Annotated in this window: 12 protein-coding genes; 4 read left to right on the forward strand and 8 right to left on the reverse strand. The window is 69.7% G+C overall.

Annotated elements, in window-relative coordinates:
- Positions 1 to 428 precede the first annotated feature (428 nt).
- Positions 429 to 1,331, reverse strand: coding sequence for a succinate--CoA ligase subunit alpha (gene sucD, locus ACFQ91_RS15915; RefSeq protein WP_198499292.1), 903 nt, complete (start codon positions 1,329 to 1,331; stop codon positions 429 to 431).
- A gap of 19 nt (positions 1,332 to 1,350) precedes the next feature.
- On the reverse strand, positions 1,351 to 2,520 hold the full coding sequence (gene sucC, locus ACFQ91_RS15920) for an ADP-forming succinate--CoA ligase subunit beta (RefSeq protein ID WP_198499293.1): 1,170 nt from the start codon (positions 2,518 to 2,520) through the stop codon (positions 1,351 to 1,353).
- Between the two features lie 214 nt (positions 2,521 to 2,734).
- On the opposite strand from sucC, the gene ACFQ91_RS15925 reads away from it, so the two are divergent.
- The 3 genes from ACFQ91_RS15925 to ACFQ91_RS15935 all read left to right on the forward strand — a co-directional run bounded on the left by ACFQ91_RS15925 (position 2,735) and on the right by ACFQ91_RS15935 (position 4,834).
- A complete protein-coding gene (locus tag ACFQ91_RS15925) occupies positions 2,735 to 3,229 on the forward strand; it encodes a MarR family winged helix-turn-helix transcriptional regulator (RefSeq protein ID WP_137827097.1) in 495 nt (164 codons plus the stop codon).
- 5 nt (positions 3,230 to 3,234) lie between these two features.
- Positions 3,235 to 3,948, forward strand: coding sequence for a GNAT family N-acetyltransferase (locus tag ACFQ91_RS15930; protein ID WP_198499294.1), 714 nt, complete (start codon positions 3,235 to 3,237; stop codon positions 3,946 to 3,948).
- 175 nt (positions 3,949 to 4,123) lie between these two features.
- The gene (locus ACFQ91_RS15935) at positions 4,124 to 4,834 is read left to right on the forward strand and encodes a hypothetical protein (RefSeq protein WP_198499295.1); all 711 of its coding nucleotides are present in this window, start codon (positions 4,124 to 4,126) and stop codon (positions 4,832 to 4,834) included.
- A 7-nt stretch (positions 4,835 to 4,841) separates the two neighbouring features.
- Here ACFQ91_RS15935 and ACFQ91_RS15940 read toward each other — a convergent pair whose 3' ends face one another.
- The 5 genes from ACFQ91_RS15940 to ACFQ91_RS15960 form a co-directional block, all read right to left on the reverse strand.
- Positions 4,842 to 5,279 carry a hypothetical protein gene (locus tag ACFQ91_RS15940; protein WP_376871309.1) on the reverse strand — a complete coding sequence of 146 codons (438 nt, stop codon included), beginning with the start codon at positions 5,277 to 5,279 and terminating at the stop codon, positions 4,842 to 4,844.
- Positions 5,276 to 6,382 (reverse strand): adenosine deaminase, encoded by a 1,107-nt coding sequence (locus ACFQ91_RS15945; RefSeq protein WP_376871312.1) that lies wholly within the window; start codon positions 6,380 to 6,382, stop codon positions 5,276 to 5,278. The genes ACFQ91_RS15940 and ACFQ91_RS15945 overlap by 4 nt, the downstream gene beginning before the upstream one ends.
- Before the next feature lie 41 nt (positions 6,383 to 6,423).
- Complete coding sequence (locus ACFQ91_RS15950) at positions 6,424 to 7,569, reverse strand: BMP family ABC transporter substrate-binding protein (RefSeq protein ID WP_198499297.1); 1,146 nt, start codon at positions 7,567 to 7,569, stop codon at positions 6,424 to 6,426.
- Between the two features lie 110 nt (positions 7,570 to 7,679).
- Positions 7,680 to 8,858 carry an amidohydrolase gene (locus tag ACFQ91_RS15955; protein ID WP_198501015.1) on the reverse strand — a complete coding sequence of 393 codons (1,179 nt, stop codon included), beginning with the start codon at positions 8,856 to 8,858 and terminating at the stop codon, positions 7,680 to 7,682.
- Positions 8,859 to 9,596: 738 nt separating this feature from the next.
- The gene (locus tag ACFQ91_RS15960; RefSeq protein ID WP_198499298.1) at positions 9,597 to 10,235 is read right to left on the reverse strand and encodes a winged helix-turn-helix transcriptional regulator; all 639 of its coding nucleotides are present in this window, start codon (positions 10,233 to 10,235) and stop codon (positions 9,597 to 9,599) included.
- A 371-nt stretch (positions 10,236 to 10,606) separates the two neighbouring features.
- Here ACFQ91_RS15960 and ACFQ91_RS15965 point away from each other — a divergent pair, with 371 nt between their 5' ends.
- The gene (locus ACFQ91_RS15965) at positions 10,607 to 11,815 is read left to right on the forward strand and encodes a globin domain-containing protein (protein WP_198499299.1); all 1,209 of its coding nucleotides are present in this window, start codon (positions 10,607 to 10,609) and stop codon (positions 11,813 to 11,815) included.
- A gap of 267 nt (positions 11,816 to 12,082) precedes the next feature.
- Here ACFQ91_RS15965 and ACFQ91_RS15970 read toward each other — a convergent pair whose 3' ends face one another.
- The gene (locus ACFQ91_RS15970; RefSeq protein WP_198499300.1) at positions 12,083 to 13,192 is read right to left on the reverse strand and encodes a mannose-1-phosphate guanylyltransferase; all 1,110 of its coding nucleotides are present in this window, start codon (positions 13,190 to 13,192) and stop codon (positions 12,083 to 12,085) included.
- Positions 13,193 to 13,406: the final 214 nt, after the last annotated feature.

The raw sequence follows: 13,406 nt of genomic DNA on the forward strand, positions 1-13,406 counted from the left end.
GTCGACCCCGACGTGGAGCTGCACAGACAACCCGTGCACACGGTGGATTCGGAGCTCCGGGTGCCTCTCGGTGAGCCACGGGTTGTGCGTGACGCTGCGGGTGCGGAATGACGCTGAGGGTTGTGCGGGGCGCCGGGCGCGCACGGGACCGTCGACCGCCTCGGCGACGGATGCGCACAAGACTCGGCGACCGCCTCGGCGCAGCGTGCGCACGGAACCGGCGATTACGTCGGTGCAGAGTGCGCACGGGACCGGCGACCGCCTCGGCGAGGGTCGGCCCGGACAGCACGAAGCCCGCCTCCGGGTCAGCGGAGGCGGGCTTCGGACTGATCACCGCGGTGCGCACTGAGCGCACGCAGTGCGCACGTGGTGCACCGCGGCAGCGCCTGATGCCGCGGACGAACGGTCAGCGCATCAGGCGCGCAGGCTCACTTGGCGTTGAGGAGTTCGCGCATGAGCTCGGCGGTCTCGGTCGGGGTCTTGCCGACCTTGACGCCTGCGGCTTCGAGCGCTTCCTTCTTCGCCTGGGCGGTGCCCGAGGAGCCGGAGACGATGGCGCCGGCGTGGCCCATGGTCTTGCCCTCGGGAGCGGTGAAGCCGGCGACGTAGCCGACGACCGGCTTCGTCACGTTCTCCTTGATGTAGGCTGCGGCCCGCTCCTCGGCGTCGCCGCCGATCTCGCCGATCATGACGATCGCCTCGGTCTCCGGATCGGCCTCGAACGCCTCGAGGGCGTCGATGTGCGTGGTGCCGATGACGGGGTCACCGCCGATGCCGATCGCGGTCGAGAAGCCGAGGTCGCGCAGTTCGTACATCATCTGGTAGGTCAGCGTGCCGGACTTCGAGACGAGTCCGAGCTTGCCCTTCTTCGTGATGTTCGCCGGGATGATGCCGGCCAGGGACTGCTCGGGCGAGATGATGCCCGGGCAGTTGGGGCCGATGATCCGGGTCGCGTTGCCGGCCTTCTGGGCGCGGGCCCAGACCTCGGCGGAATCCTGGACCGGGATGCCCTCGGTGATGATGACGAGCAGGCCGATGCCGGCGTCGATCGCCTCGATCGCCGCGTCCTTCGAGAAGGCGGGCGGGACGAAGGCCACGGACACGTCGGCGCCGGTCTTCTCCATCGCCTCGGCGACGGAGGCGAAGACGGGAAGCTCGATGTCGTCGCCGTTCTTGTCGACGTGCTTGACGGTGGTGCCGGCCTTGCGGGCGTTGACGCCGCCGACGACGTTCGACCCGGCTGCGAGCATGCGGGCGGTGTGCTTCGTGCCCTCGCCGCCGGTGATGCCCTGGACGATGATCTTCGAATCGGAATTCAGGAAGATAGACATGGGTGTGAGAGACCTTTCCTTACTTGGCGGCTGCCAGTTCGGCGGCCTTGTCGGCTCCACCGTCCATGGTGTCGACCTGGGTGACGAGCGGGTGAGCGGCCTCGGCGAGGATCGCCCGGCCCTCTTCGACGTTGTTGCCGTCGAGGCGGACGACGAGCGGCTTGGTCGCCTGATCGCCGAGGATCTCCAGGGCCTTGACGATGCCGCGGGCCACCTCGTCACAGGCGGTGATGCCGCCGAAGACGTTGACGAACACGGCCTTGACCTGGTCGTCGCCGAGGATGACGTCGAGTCCGTTGGCCATGACCTCGGCCGAGGCGCCGCCGCCGATGTCGAGGAAGTTCGCGGGCTTGACCTTGTCGTGCTTCTCACCGGCGTAGGCGACGACGTCGAGCGTCGACATCACGAGGCCTGCGCCGTTGCCGATGATTCCGACCTCACCGTCGAGCTTGACGTAGTTGAGGTCGAGTTCCTTGGCCTTGAGCTCGAGCGGGTCCTCGGCGTCGATGTCGCGCAGCTCTTCGTGGTCGGGGTGACGGAAGTCCGCGTTCTCGTCGAGCGAGACCTTGCCGTCGAGGGCGAGGATGTCGCCGGCACCGGTCTTGACGAGCGGGTTGACCTCGACGAGCGTGGCGTCCTCCTTCTCGAAGACGGTCCACAGGGAGGTGAGCACGGGGGCGACCTTCGCCGCGGTCTCGGCGTCGAAGCCGGCCGCCTCGGCGATCTCCTTGGCCTTGGCATCGTCGATGCCGTCGATGGCGTTGACGGGGATCTTCGCAAGCGCTTCGGGGCGTTCGACCGCGAGCTGCTCGATCTCCATGCCGCCTTCCTTCGAGCACATGGCGAGGTAGGTGCGGTTGGAGCGATCGAGGAGAACGGAGAAGTAGTACTCTTCGGCGATGTCCGCACCTTCGGCGATCATCACCTTCTTCGTGATGTGGCCCTTGATGTCGAGACCGAGGATCTCTTTCGCACGTGCTTCGGCCTCGTCCGGATTCTTCGCGACCTTGACGCCGCCGGCCTTGCCGCGGCCGCCGATCTTCACCTGCGACTTGACGACGACCACGCCGCCGCCGAGCTCTTCAGCTGCCTTCTTCGCTTCTTCTGGTGTCGTGGCGACCTGAGCCTTGAGCACGGGCACTCCGTGCTTCTCGAACAGGTCACGCGCTTGATACTCGAAAAGATCCACGTGTCTTCCTTCGTTTCGTCTGCAGGGATTTTCCACCCAGCATTCGTACGGGGTCGTTTGGCCCCGCAAGAGCGTTGACGGATGCAACAACCACGCACCACTTTATTCCCAACAGCACCCGAGCATCCAAACACGCAGGCCGCGAACGTAACGAATATCTCGTCAAAAAGTATCTTGGTCGTCAAGATTCTTGATCTGGACGTAAAATCGGATCATGGATGAGGTGGATCGGATCGTCGCCGCGTGGCGACACGAACGTCCTGACCTCGATGTCTCCCCCATGGAGATCCTCTCCCGCGTGAGCCGGCTGTCGCGCCAGCTCGACCGCGCACGGAAGTCGAGCTTCTCCGACTACGGCATCGAGAGCTGGGCCTTCGACGTGCTCTCGGCCCTGCGCCGCTCCGGCGAGCCCTACCAGCTCTCCCCCTCGACGCTCCTGCAGGAGACGCTCGTGACGAGCGGGACCATGACCAACCGCATCGACCGCCTCGTCACCGCCGGCTGGGTCGAGCGCCTGCCCGATCCCGACGATCGCCGCGGGGTGCTCGTGCGCCTCACCGAGGCGGGGCGGGCGACCGTCGACTCCGCCCTCGCCGATCTCCTCGTCAAGGAGCGCGACATCCTCGCCGGGCTCACCCCGGCCGGCCGGCGCAAACTCGCCTCCCTGCTCCGGGAGCTCTCGACCGGCTTCGACGGCGACGAGGACTGAGAACGATGACCGATCCCTCTTCTGACGCCGAGGCGACCGCCGCCTCCCTGCAGAACTGGACTCCAGTCGCGCCGCCTCGGCGGGAGACGATCGTCGGGACGTCCGTCGATCTCGTGCCGCTCGATCCCGCCCGGCACGGCGACGCCCTCTTCGCGGCGGCGATCGCCCCCGGCGCCGAGGAGCGCTTCGCCTACCTGCCCGAGCATCCGCCGCGCGATCGGGCGGAATTCGGCGCCTGGCTCGACACGGCTGCCGCCTCGGCCGATCCCCTATTCTTCGCCGTCGTCGACCGCGCGACCGGCCGTGCCGAGGGTCGTCAGGCCCTCATGCGCGTCGACACCGCCAACGGCGTCATCGAGATCGGCAACATCCTCTGGGGTCCGGCGATCGCCCGCACCCGTGCGGCCACCGAGGCGTTCTTCCTCACCGCCGATGCCGTGTTCGCGGCCGGGTACCGCCGGTTCGAATGGAAGTGCAACAACGCCAACGCACCGTCGAAGCGGGCGGCCGCCCGGTTCGGCTTCACCTTCGAGGGCGTCTTCCGCCAGCACCTCATCGTCAAGGGACGCAACCGCGACACCGCATGGTTCTCGATCCTCGACTCCGAGTGGCCCCAATTGCGCGAGGCGTTCGTCGCCTGGCTGGCTCCCGACAATTTCGATGAGACGGGCACTCAGCGTCGCCGGCTCGAGGATGTCAGGTCCGGCCGGCAGCGCTGATCGTCGATGACGGCCCTCCCAGCGCGTCCTGCCCCGGTGTGAGCCGACCGCCGATTACGCTGGAGGGCGGGGTCGGTCCTCGGCGCGGAACCGCAACGGATGCCGCGCCGTCCCCCGATGCCTCCCACCGGTCCCATCCGACCGCGTCCGCTTCCCACGACCCGCACGAGGAACCATGCGCTTTCGCTCTCTCGCCGTCCTGACCACCGCCGCCGTTCTCGCCACCTCCGCGTGCGTGCCCACGTCGAACGAGACCCGGCCGCAGCCGCGACCGTCGGTGAGCGAGGAGGAGGTCACCCCGATCGCCACGCCCGACGACGCCCCGGCCGTCACCGTCGTCGATTCCTCCCCCGGCGGCGCGAAGGACGCCGACCCGCTGTGGCAGGGACTCTCGACCGCCGCGGCGGACCAGACGCCTGCCTACCTCAAGGTCTGGGTGCGCACCGCGAACCCCGATCTCCCCGAGTCCGGCGAGGTCACCGTCACCTCGGACACGCCCAACAGCGTGAGCGTCACCGTCGACGGCGCGAACGTCAACCGCGACCGGTCGCCGTTCCTCCAGATCCACGGCCTCTTCGACGTCGAGGAGATCGGCGAGTCCGCGTACACGCTGACGACCGTCAACTCCGACGACATCCCCGAGCTCGACCCGCAAGGACCGAACGACGAGGCGCGCTGCACGGCCGATGACGCGCAGGATCGGATCTCCCTGGCCGCCGAGGACCTGTCGGCTGACCCGAGCAGGCGCGAGGAGTTCCGCCAGCAGTGGGGCGCCTCCCCGATGGTGTGGTGGGGCATCCAGAAGACCGCCCAGAGCCTCGGCGAAGAGGGCGGCGTCGCCGGCGACTTCCTCACCGAGGCGTGCGGGGAGTACCTCGGTCAGTGACGTCCGCTCAGTCGGCGAGCGCGCGGTTGTAGGCGTCGACGACCGGCGGGGTGAAGTAGCCGAGGATGACGGCGATGGCCGTGATGAGGCACGCGAGGCCGAACCACAGGGAACCGCCGATCGTGCTGAAGCCGAAGACGATGACGAGGAGCTCGAACGCGATCGCCGCGGGCCGCGCCCAGCGGTGCAGGCGCCACGACCCGCGGGCGGCGGCGAGCAGGCCGGCGGTGAAGATGAGGAACATGACGGCGAGCCCGATGAGGGAGGTCGCCAGCGATCCCGCGGAGAACGCCGTGACGATGAACGACACCGCGGTGCCCGCGAGGACGAGGGCCTGAAGAAGCAGGACGATGACCGGGATGAGCATCGCCCGCGGCGTGGGAACACCGTGTCCGGCGGGTTCGACTTCCCCGCCGGATCCGGCGTCGGTGCTCCCCGGTCTCACACCGTCACCCGGGCGAATCCGGGGATGAGGATCTCGTCGAGCATGCGCTCGCGCACGTCGAGGGGAAGGAACGCCGCGGTCACGGCGTTGACGGTGGCCCACTCGAGGTCGGTCTGCGTCCAGCCGGCCTCGTCGACGAGCAGCCGCATCTCACGGGTCATCGAGGTCCCGGACATCAGGCGGTTGTCGGGGTTGATCGTCACGGCGAAGCCGAGGTCCTTGAGCCCGGTGATCGGGTGGCTGGCGATCGTCCCGCCGATGTCGGTCTGGAGGTTCGAGCTCGGGCACAGCTCGAGCGGGATCTGCTGGTCGAGGACCCAGGCGGCGAGGCTGCCGAGCTGTCCCTCCCCGTCGACGATGTCCATGTCCTCGACGATCCTCGCCCCGTGCCCGATGCGCTGCGTGTGGCAGACGGTGACCGCCTCGTGGATCGACTCCTTGCCGGCGGCCTCGCCGGCGTGGATGGTGAGCGGAACGTAGGCCTGGTGGAGGGCGTTGAACGCCGAGAGGTGCGCCGACGGCGGGAAGCCGTTCTCCGGTCCGGCGATGTCGAAGCCGACGACGCCGCTGTCCCCGCCCTTCTCCCTGTGCCGGATCGCGAGTTCGGCGATGGCCATCGAGTTGTCGGCCTGGCGCATCGCGGTGAGGATCTGTCCGACGGTGATGAGCTTGCCCTCAGCGGCCGCCTCGGCGACTCCGGCCTCGAGGCCCTCCTGCACCGCTTCGACGACCTCGTCGAGGTCGAGTCCCCCGGCGAGGTGCTGTTCGGGGGCCCACCGGGCCTCGGCGTAGAAGACGCCGTCGGCGACCTGGTCGAGCACCCATTCCCGCGCGACGCGGATGAGGCCCTCCCGCGTCTGCATGACCGCGGTCGTGTGGGCGAACGTCTCGAGGTAGCGGACGAGGTCACCGGAGTTCGCGGAATCGGTGAACCACTGGGCCAGGGCAGCGGGCTCCGTGGCGGGCAGCTCGTGGCCGATCTGCGCGGCGAGTTCGATGATCGTCGCCGGCCGCAGACCGCCGTCGAGGTGATCGTGGAGGGAGACTTTGGGCAGCTGCAGGATCGGATCGTCGTGGGCGACGCCGGCGGGAGTATTCAACACGAGCCAAGTCTATCCGTCATCACCGCCGCGTCAGGTCGTTCTCAATCCTGCGTCGGGTCGATGTCGCCGCTCTTGATCCGCTCGCGCAGGTCGGTGATGCTGCGCCCGGCGTCGGAGACCCGGCTGAGGAAGCCGTCCTCGGCCGAGATCCCGATCCCGCCGTTGTCGATCGTGCCCTCGTACCGGCGTTCGGCGACGAGGATCCCGTTCATCTCCTCGGGGTCGACATCGCCGGGTTCGACGTTCTCGTCGGGGTTCTTGCTCTGCGGCCAGTCGGGGAACATCGTGCGCAGGCCGCGGCGGATGTTCGGTTCGATCGTCGCGACGACGGCATCGCTGAAGCCCCCGGAGGCGCCGTACCAGATGAGCTTCGGCAGCACCGGCGGTTCGCCGTCGCCGGCGGGGTCCGGGGTGGCGGTGGCTGCGGCCGCCCGCGTCTCGTCGGCGGCGCCGAGGACGCCCATCGCAGCGGCCGATCCGAAGGGCACGATGACGTCGGCGTCGGCCCGGGACGCGGAGTCGAAGAACTCCCGTCCGCCCTCCTCGGTGTCGTCGACCGTGCGCGCGGCGATCCGCGAGTCGCGGAACGAGGTGACATCCGCGGTCTCCTCGTCGGCCTCCTCGTTGTAGAGGGCGACTCCCGCGTCGAAGGCGGAGAGGATCTCCTCGGCCTGGGGGAAGCCGCGGGAGACGAACGCCGCGACCTCACCGGACTCGCTCGCCGTCGCCGCGATGTAGCCGGCGATGAAGGCCGGGGGCACGAGGTCGAAGTCGATGCTGAGCACATTGTCGGGCAGGTTCTCCCGCCCGCTCGCGACTCCGAGGAAGAGCGCCTCCGGGTTCTCCCGCGCGTAGGAGTCGAGTTCCTTCGCCCCGCCCGGTCCGACGACGGTCGTGAGCGTGCACTCCTCCCCCGGTGTGCGGGCGAGTGCCGCCGAGGTGGCCGAGACATCCGAGACCCGCTGGCTCGAGGTGGCGGTGAAGACCCCGGCCGAGCGGGCGAGCTCGGTCTCGGCGAGGGTGAGCGCCCCGGCCGAGTGGTCCTCGAATCCGGCGGGTGCGGAGATCATGCAGGCCGTCGTCGGGTCCGGGGCCGCGGCGGGGGTCGTCACCGAGCACGCACTGGCGCCGAGGAGGCTGAGCACGCCGAGGCAGGCGCCCACCCTGGTCACGAGCTTGGTTCTCATGACAGACAGGGTATCCGGCTGGGCTGAGTGCCGTCCGTCAGGCCGGTCGCGGGCGGGGAGACTGGTGGTGGGCGGGCTGACGCTGCCCAGCGGACTGGAGCTGCCCTGCGCTACCCAGCGAGCTGGAGCGCCTCGCGCCGGCCGTCGAGGACCTTGAGCGCGGTGGCGGTGAAGATCCGTGCGGCGATCGGCACGCTTCCCTCGTCGATGAGGAGGTCGCCCTGGTGGATGTCGTACGTGATGCCGCCGGGGGTGCGGGTGCCCATGCGCACGAGCGCGCCGGGGCAGTGCGTGAGGTACCACGCGAAGTCCTCGCCGCCCATCGACTGCGGGGTCAGCTGCACGGAGTTCTCGCCGAGCTCTGTCCGCACGGCCGACTCGATGAGGGCCACCTGGTCCTCGGTGTTGACCACCGGGGGGACTCCGCGGCGGTGCTCGAGGTCGACCTTGACCCCGTACGGGCCGGCGATGCGCTCGACGAGCTCGGGGAGCACCTCGGCGACCTGATTCCATCCGTCGACGTCGAGGCACCGCAGCGTCCCGCGGAGGATCCCCTCCGAGGGCACGACGTTCGCGGCGTGACCGGCGCTGATCTCGCCCCACACGAGCGAGATCGCGTGGCGGGGGTCGATGAGGCGTCCGAGGGTCGAGGGCAGGTCGGTCGCGAGCTTGCCGAGGGCGTAGACGAGGTCCTCGGTGAGATGGGGCCTCGAGGTGTGGCCGCCGTGGCCGGTGAGCCGGATGATGACGGTGTCGCCGGCCGCGGTGATCGCGCCGATGCGCGAGCCGATCCGGCCGACGTCGACGTTGGGGTCGCAGTGGACGGCGTAGATCTCCGGCACGTCGTCGAGGGCGCCCTGGGAGATGACGCGCAGCGCCCCGCCCGGGGTGACCTCCTCGCCGGGTTGGAAGATCAGGCGCACCCGTCCGCCGAGCCCGCCCGGTGTCGTCTCGTGCGCCCGCTGCAGGGCGATGCCCGCACCGAGGAGGCCCGTGAGGTGGACGTCGTGACCGCACGCGTGGGCGACTCCGGGCACGGTGGAGGCGAAGTCCTCGGCGATGAGGTCGTCGATGGGCAGGGCGTCGATGTCGGCGCGCAGGGCGAGCGCGATCGGTCCCTCGCCGACATCACAGACGAGTCCCGAGCCCTCGAGGCGCCGCGGAGTGAGCCCCGCGGCCTCGAGCCGGGCGGCGAGCTTGTCCGTCGTCGCGAACTCCTGGAAGGACAGTTCCGGGTGCGCGTGGATGTCGCGGCGGAAATCGATGAGCTCGGGCGTGAGCTCGGCGATCGCGGCTGCGGTGGTGGCGTCGGGGGCGGCCGCCTCGGTGCTTGCCGCGTCGGTGCGGGCGGCGTCGGGGCTGCCGGTGGCGGAGGTGCGCGCCGCATCAGCACGGGGCGCGTCAGCATTCACCGCTTTCGTGCGAGCGGCGTCGCTGCCGGTCGCGTCGATCCCGTCCTCGTTCGGGCGCGCGGCATCGGAGCCGGCCGCACTCGGGCGCATGGCGTCGTTGCCAACCGCCTCGGTGCCGGCCGCATTCGGGCGAGTGGCGTTGGGGCGGGCGGCGTCGGCGTGAGCCGCCTCGGTGTGCGGTGCGCCGTCCGCGGTGCGGGGATCGGGGTTGAGTGACATTGAGGCCATGCTAGACACTCGGACGCGGGTGTGGGCCCCGGGTGACCAAATTCGACACGATCGGTGACGTCGAGTGACCGCCGGTGATCGACGGTGACCACCGGTGATCGCCGGTTTGCGCCAGTTGAGTCTGAGATGGCCAAGGCGGCCTTGGCCATCTCAGACTCAACTGGCGCAAACTCAACTGGTGCAAACTCGCGCAGCCCATCGGGGTCGTTCAATGCATCGATGTCGCACAGCCCGCCGGGGTCGTTCAGTTCGTCGGTACCGCGCACAGTCGGGATCGCGCAGCCCATCGGCGTCGACAGCCAGACGGGATCTCACACCCCGCCGGGATAGGACGGCCCGTCGGGAGCGCGCGGGTCGACGGGACCACGCGGCCTGGGCCCCTGTCGCTCAGGCCGGTTGCGCCTGATGGCCGGTCGCCTGCAGGCGGAGTTCGCAGGTGGTCGCGGTGAGGAACGGCTTGACCTCGGCGACCCGCAGCGGCCCCGGCACCTGCGCGAGGACGTCGTGGAGCAGGCGCGCATGCACGGCACACGCCATCGTCCGCTCGTCCCCGACGAGCTCGAGGTGCGGACAGGCGGCCAGCGCGATGCCCAGACCGGTGTCATCGGCGACGGGCTCGAGCCCCGAGTCGTCGAGATGATCGACGAGCGCGTCGAACTGCTCCCCCGCCCCGTCGCCGAGCCTCCGCACGGACTCGGGCACACACGAGTAGCCGACCCGCGCGAGCACCGGTCCGAGCGCCTTCGCCCGCTCGATCCGACTCTTCGCCGCCGGGTTCATCTCCGCATCGTCGACCGCACGGTAGACCGTCGGCGGCCTCCCCCGCGTCCCCGACGGTCGCGGCCGCGCGCTGACGAGCCCTTCGTCGATGAGGACGCCGAGGTGGTCCCTGACCGTGTTGATGTGGAGGCCGACCGCCTCGGCGAGGTCCTTGAGCGTGCGGTCAGGTCCCTGCTGGACGGCTCCGAGCAGGCGGACGCGACTGAGTTCGGTGAGACCGCGGTAATCGGTCGTTCTGCGCGGCATGGGGACATCCTCGGAGTCGGAGAGTCGTGCACTGCACCTGTGATTCTATGCCGTGTAGAAGACGGTGGCCAGCCTCGCAGGTGACGCTGCCCGCGCACTCCGCACCGTCACGTGCGGACGACGAATCACCGTCACGTGCGGACGAATGAACACCGGCACGTGCGGACGAATAAACACGGTCGAAACCTGCGCGGGCCGCCTCGGCGCACCGGCACTCTGGAACCACCGGAGCGACCGACCCCGGCGGAACCGTCTGCCGCGGCCGCTCCCGGGAGCCCCGGCACCCCACGCCTCCGCTCCCGTCGATCAGCATCTCCCCACGTCACCCGGGCGCCCACCCGACGCCACCGCACTGACCGAGAAGGATGACCATGGAACTCAGCCCCCGCTCCCACGAGGTCGTCGTTGCGACCGCCGGCGTCGTCGCCGAGCACGCCGACGAGATCACCTCGGTGTTCTATCCGACGATGTTCGAGGCGCACCCGGAGCTGCTCGGCATCTTCAACCTCGCCAATCAGGCGATCGGCGAGCAGCCGAAGGCGCTGGCCTCCTCGGTGGTCGCGTTCGCCGTCCAGCTCATCGATCCCGACGCCCCGGACTTCACGCCCGTCCTGCGGCGGATCGCGCACAAGCACGTATCCCTCGGCGTTCGCGCCTCCGAGTACCTCATCGTCGGCCACTACCTCCTCGGCGCGGTGAGAACCGTCCTCGGCGATGCCGTCACCGAGGAGGTCGCCGCCGCCTGGGACGAGGTCTACTGGCTGTTCGCGACCGCGCTCATCGCCGAGGAGGCCCGGCTCTACGCCCTCGGCGGCACCGAGCCCGAGCACCCGTGGCGGAACTTCCGGGTCGTCGAGCGCTTCGACGAGTCCGACGAGGTCTTCTCCCTCCTCCTCGCCCCCGTGTCCGGCGCGGTCCCGGCCCACCTCACCGGGCAGTATGTGGCGATCCTCGTCGAACTGCCCGACGGATCGACGCAGCCGCGCCAGTACACGATCTCCTCCGGCCCGCGCGGCGACACGCTGCGGGTGACGATCAAGCGGGTGCGCGGCGTCGGCGGTGCCCCGGACGGCGTCGTCTCGGGGTGGCTGTTCGACAACGCGCAGCCGGGCAGCGTGCTCAAGGTCTCCCAGCCCGCCGGCGACGTCGTCCTCGAGGAGTCGGACGCCCCGCTCGTCCTCGTCTCCGCCGGCATCGGGATCACCCCAATCGCCGCGATCATGGAGGACCTCTCCCGGCGGCAGCCGCACCGGACCGTCCGCCTCTACCACGCCGATCGGTCGCATGCCCATCATGCGCTCTACGCCGGCCTGCGCCGGCAGGTGCTCGCGATGGCCGACGCGCAGGCGATCAACTGGTACGAGGAGGGCGCGACCGAGGCTCCGACCCTCCATCCGGCCCGCAGCGGTTTCATGGATCTCAGCGGACTCGCCGTGCCCGCCGAGGCGGAGGTGTTCATGTGCGGTCCGCTGCCGTTCATGCAGGCCGCCCGCGCCGAGTTCATCGCCAAGGGCGTGCCCGCCGAGCGGATCCACTACGAGGTCTTCGGCCCCGACCTCTGGACCCAGAGCCCGGCGTAGGGGCCACGCGGCGCCGCGTATGGGGAGGTTGCCCCTCCTGAGAGTCCTGCGAGTGCCTTCCGGCTCACCTTGTTTTCGAGGGCTCTGTTTCTGACCAGAGCTCTCGATAACAGGGTGAGCCGGACCGCGCATGCCTGGCTGCGAGGCGCCCTTTCGGCGCAAATGAGGCTCCTCAGACCGCCCGAGACTCCTCAGACCGGCCGCGACTGCGCTGACCACCAGAGACCCGGCTGACTGCCCGAGACCCCTCCGACCGACACCCCCTCCTCAGAGCAGGTCGTCGAGTCCCCGCTCGCCGGCCAGGGAGACGGCCTTCTTGACGTCCTGCGCGTGGGAGCGGGAGGTGATGAGGAGGACGTCCTCGGTGTCGACGACGACGAGGTCCTCGAGGCCGACGATCGCGACCGTGCGGGGCTGCTCGGAGAAGACGACCCCCGAGGCGTCGACCTCGAGGAGGTCGCACGAGCCGCCGATCGAGATGACCCCGCGCGGCTCCCCGGGCACGGGCTGGCGGAGCCGGGCTACGGAGTCGAAGTCCCCGACGTCGTCCCACCCGAAGTCGCCGGGGATGACGATGACCCGACCGGCCTCGGCGGCGGGTTCGGCGACGACGTAGTCGATCGCGCGCTTCTCGAGCCCCGGCCACACCTCGGCGAGGACGGACTCCTGGGCATCGGTCCCCCACGCCTCGGCGATCCGGGACAGGCCGGCGAAGAGCGTGGGATCCTCCTCGGCGAGGATCTCGAGGAGTGCTGAGGCCTTGGCGATGAACATCCCGGCGTTCCACCGGTAGCGGCCCGAGTCGACGTAGCGGCGGGCCGTGCTCGCCGCCGGCTTCTCCGCGAACGCAAGGGCGCGGCGGGCGGTCGGGGCACCGGCGATGCCGAGGAGGCTGCCGGTCTTGATGTAGCCGTATGCGGTCGCGGGGTTGCGCGGCATGATGCCGACGGTGACGATGTCGCCGGATTCCGCGGCGACGCACGCCTGTTCGATGACGGAACGGAATTCGTCGACGTTCGTGATCGAGTGGTCGGCGGAGAAGGACCCGACGATCGCCTCGGGGTCGGTTCTGTGGATGAGGAGGGTCGCGAGACCGATCGCGGCGGCCGAGTCCTTCGGGGAGGGCTCTGCGACGATGCGGCTCGGGCACAGCTGGGGAAGCTGCTCGGCGACCTGCTCGGCGTGGCTCTCACCGGTGACCACCCAGACCTTGTCGTCGCCGACGAGCGGGGCCACTCGGTCCCAGGTCGACTGGAGGAGGCTGCGACCGGTGCCGAGGACATCATGGAGGAATTTCGGGGACGCCTTGCGGGAGAGCGGCCAGAGTCGGGTGCCCGATCCGCCCGCGGGGATGATGGCGTGGAAGTGCGTGTTCACCCCCTCAGTGTCTCAAAGTTCGGGCATGACATCACCGATGTTGTCCGCCGTGTCGGGGTGAGGAGAACCAGAACACATCGTCAACGGAACACCCGCGTCAGACCGGGTCACCGCCTCGGCGACAACGGATTTCGCACCCCCGGTCCGCGCCCGCGATTTACCGCACACGTTTGTGCGGTAATTGTTCGCCGTGAGACGCGGTGTGACCGATTGT

Source organism: Brevibacterium sp. NPDC056726, from assembly GCF_042790515.1.
Lineage (GTDB): Bacteria > Actinomycetota > Actinomycetes > Actinomycetales > Brevibacteriaceae > Brevibacterium > Brevibacterium sanguinis.

Coding starts and splice junctions, on each gene's coding strand:
- ACFQ91_RS15935 (WP_198499295.1), top strand. CDS start 4,124: ATGCGCTTTCGCTCTCTCGCCGTCCTGACCACCGCCGCCGTTCTCGCC.
- ACFQ91_RS15960 (WP_198499298.1), bottom strand. CDS start 10,235: ATGCCGCGCAGAACGACCGATTACCGCGGTCTCACCGAACTCAGTCGC.
- ACFQ91_RS15965 (WP_198499299.1), top strand. CDS start 10,607: ATGGAACTCAGCCCCCGCTCCCACGAGGTCGTCGTTGCGACCGCCGGC.
- sucD (WP_198499292.1), bottom strand. CDS start 1,331: ATGTCTATCTTCCTGAATTCCGATTCGAAGATCATCGTCCAGGGCATC.
- ACFQ91_RS15925 (WP_137827097.1), top strand. CDS start 2,735: ATGGATGAGGTGGATCGGATCGTCGCCGCGTGGCGACACGAACGTCCT.
- ACFQ91_RS15950 (WP_198499297.1), bottom strand. CDS start 7,569: ATGAGAACCAAGCTCGTGACCAGGGTGGGCGCCTGCCTCGGCGTGCTC.
- ACFQ91_RS15930 (WP_198499294.1), top strand. CDS start 3,235: ATGACCGATCCCTCTTCTGACGCCGAGGCGACCGCCGCCTCCCTGCAG.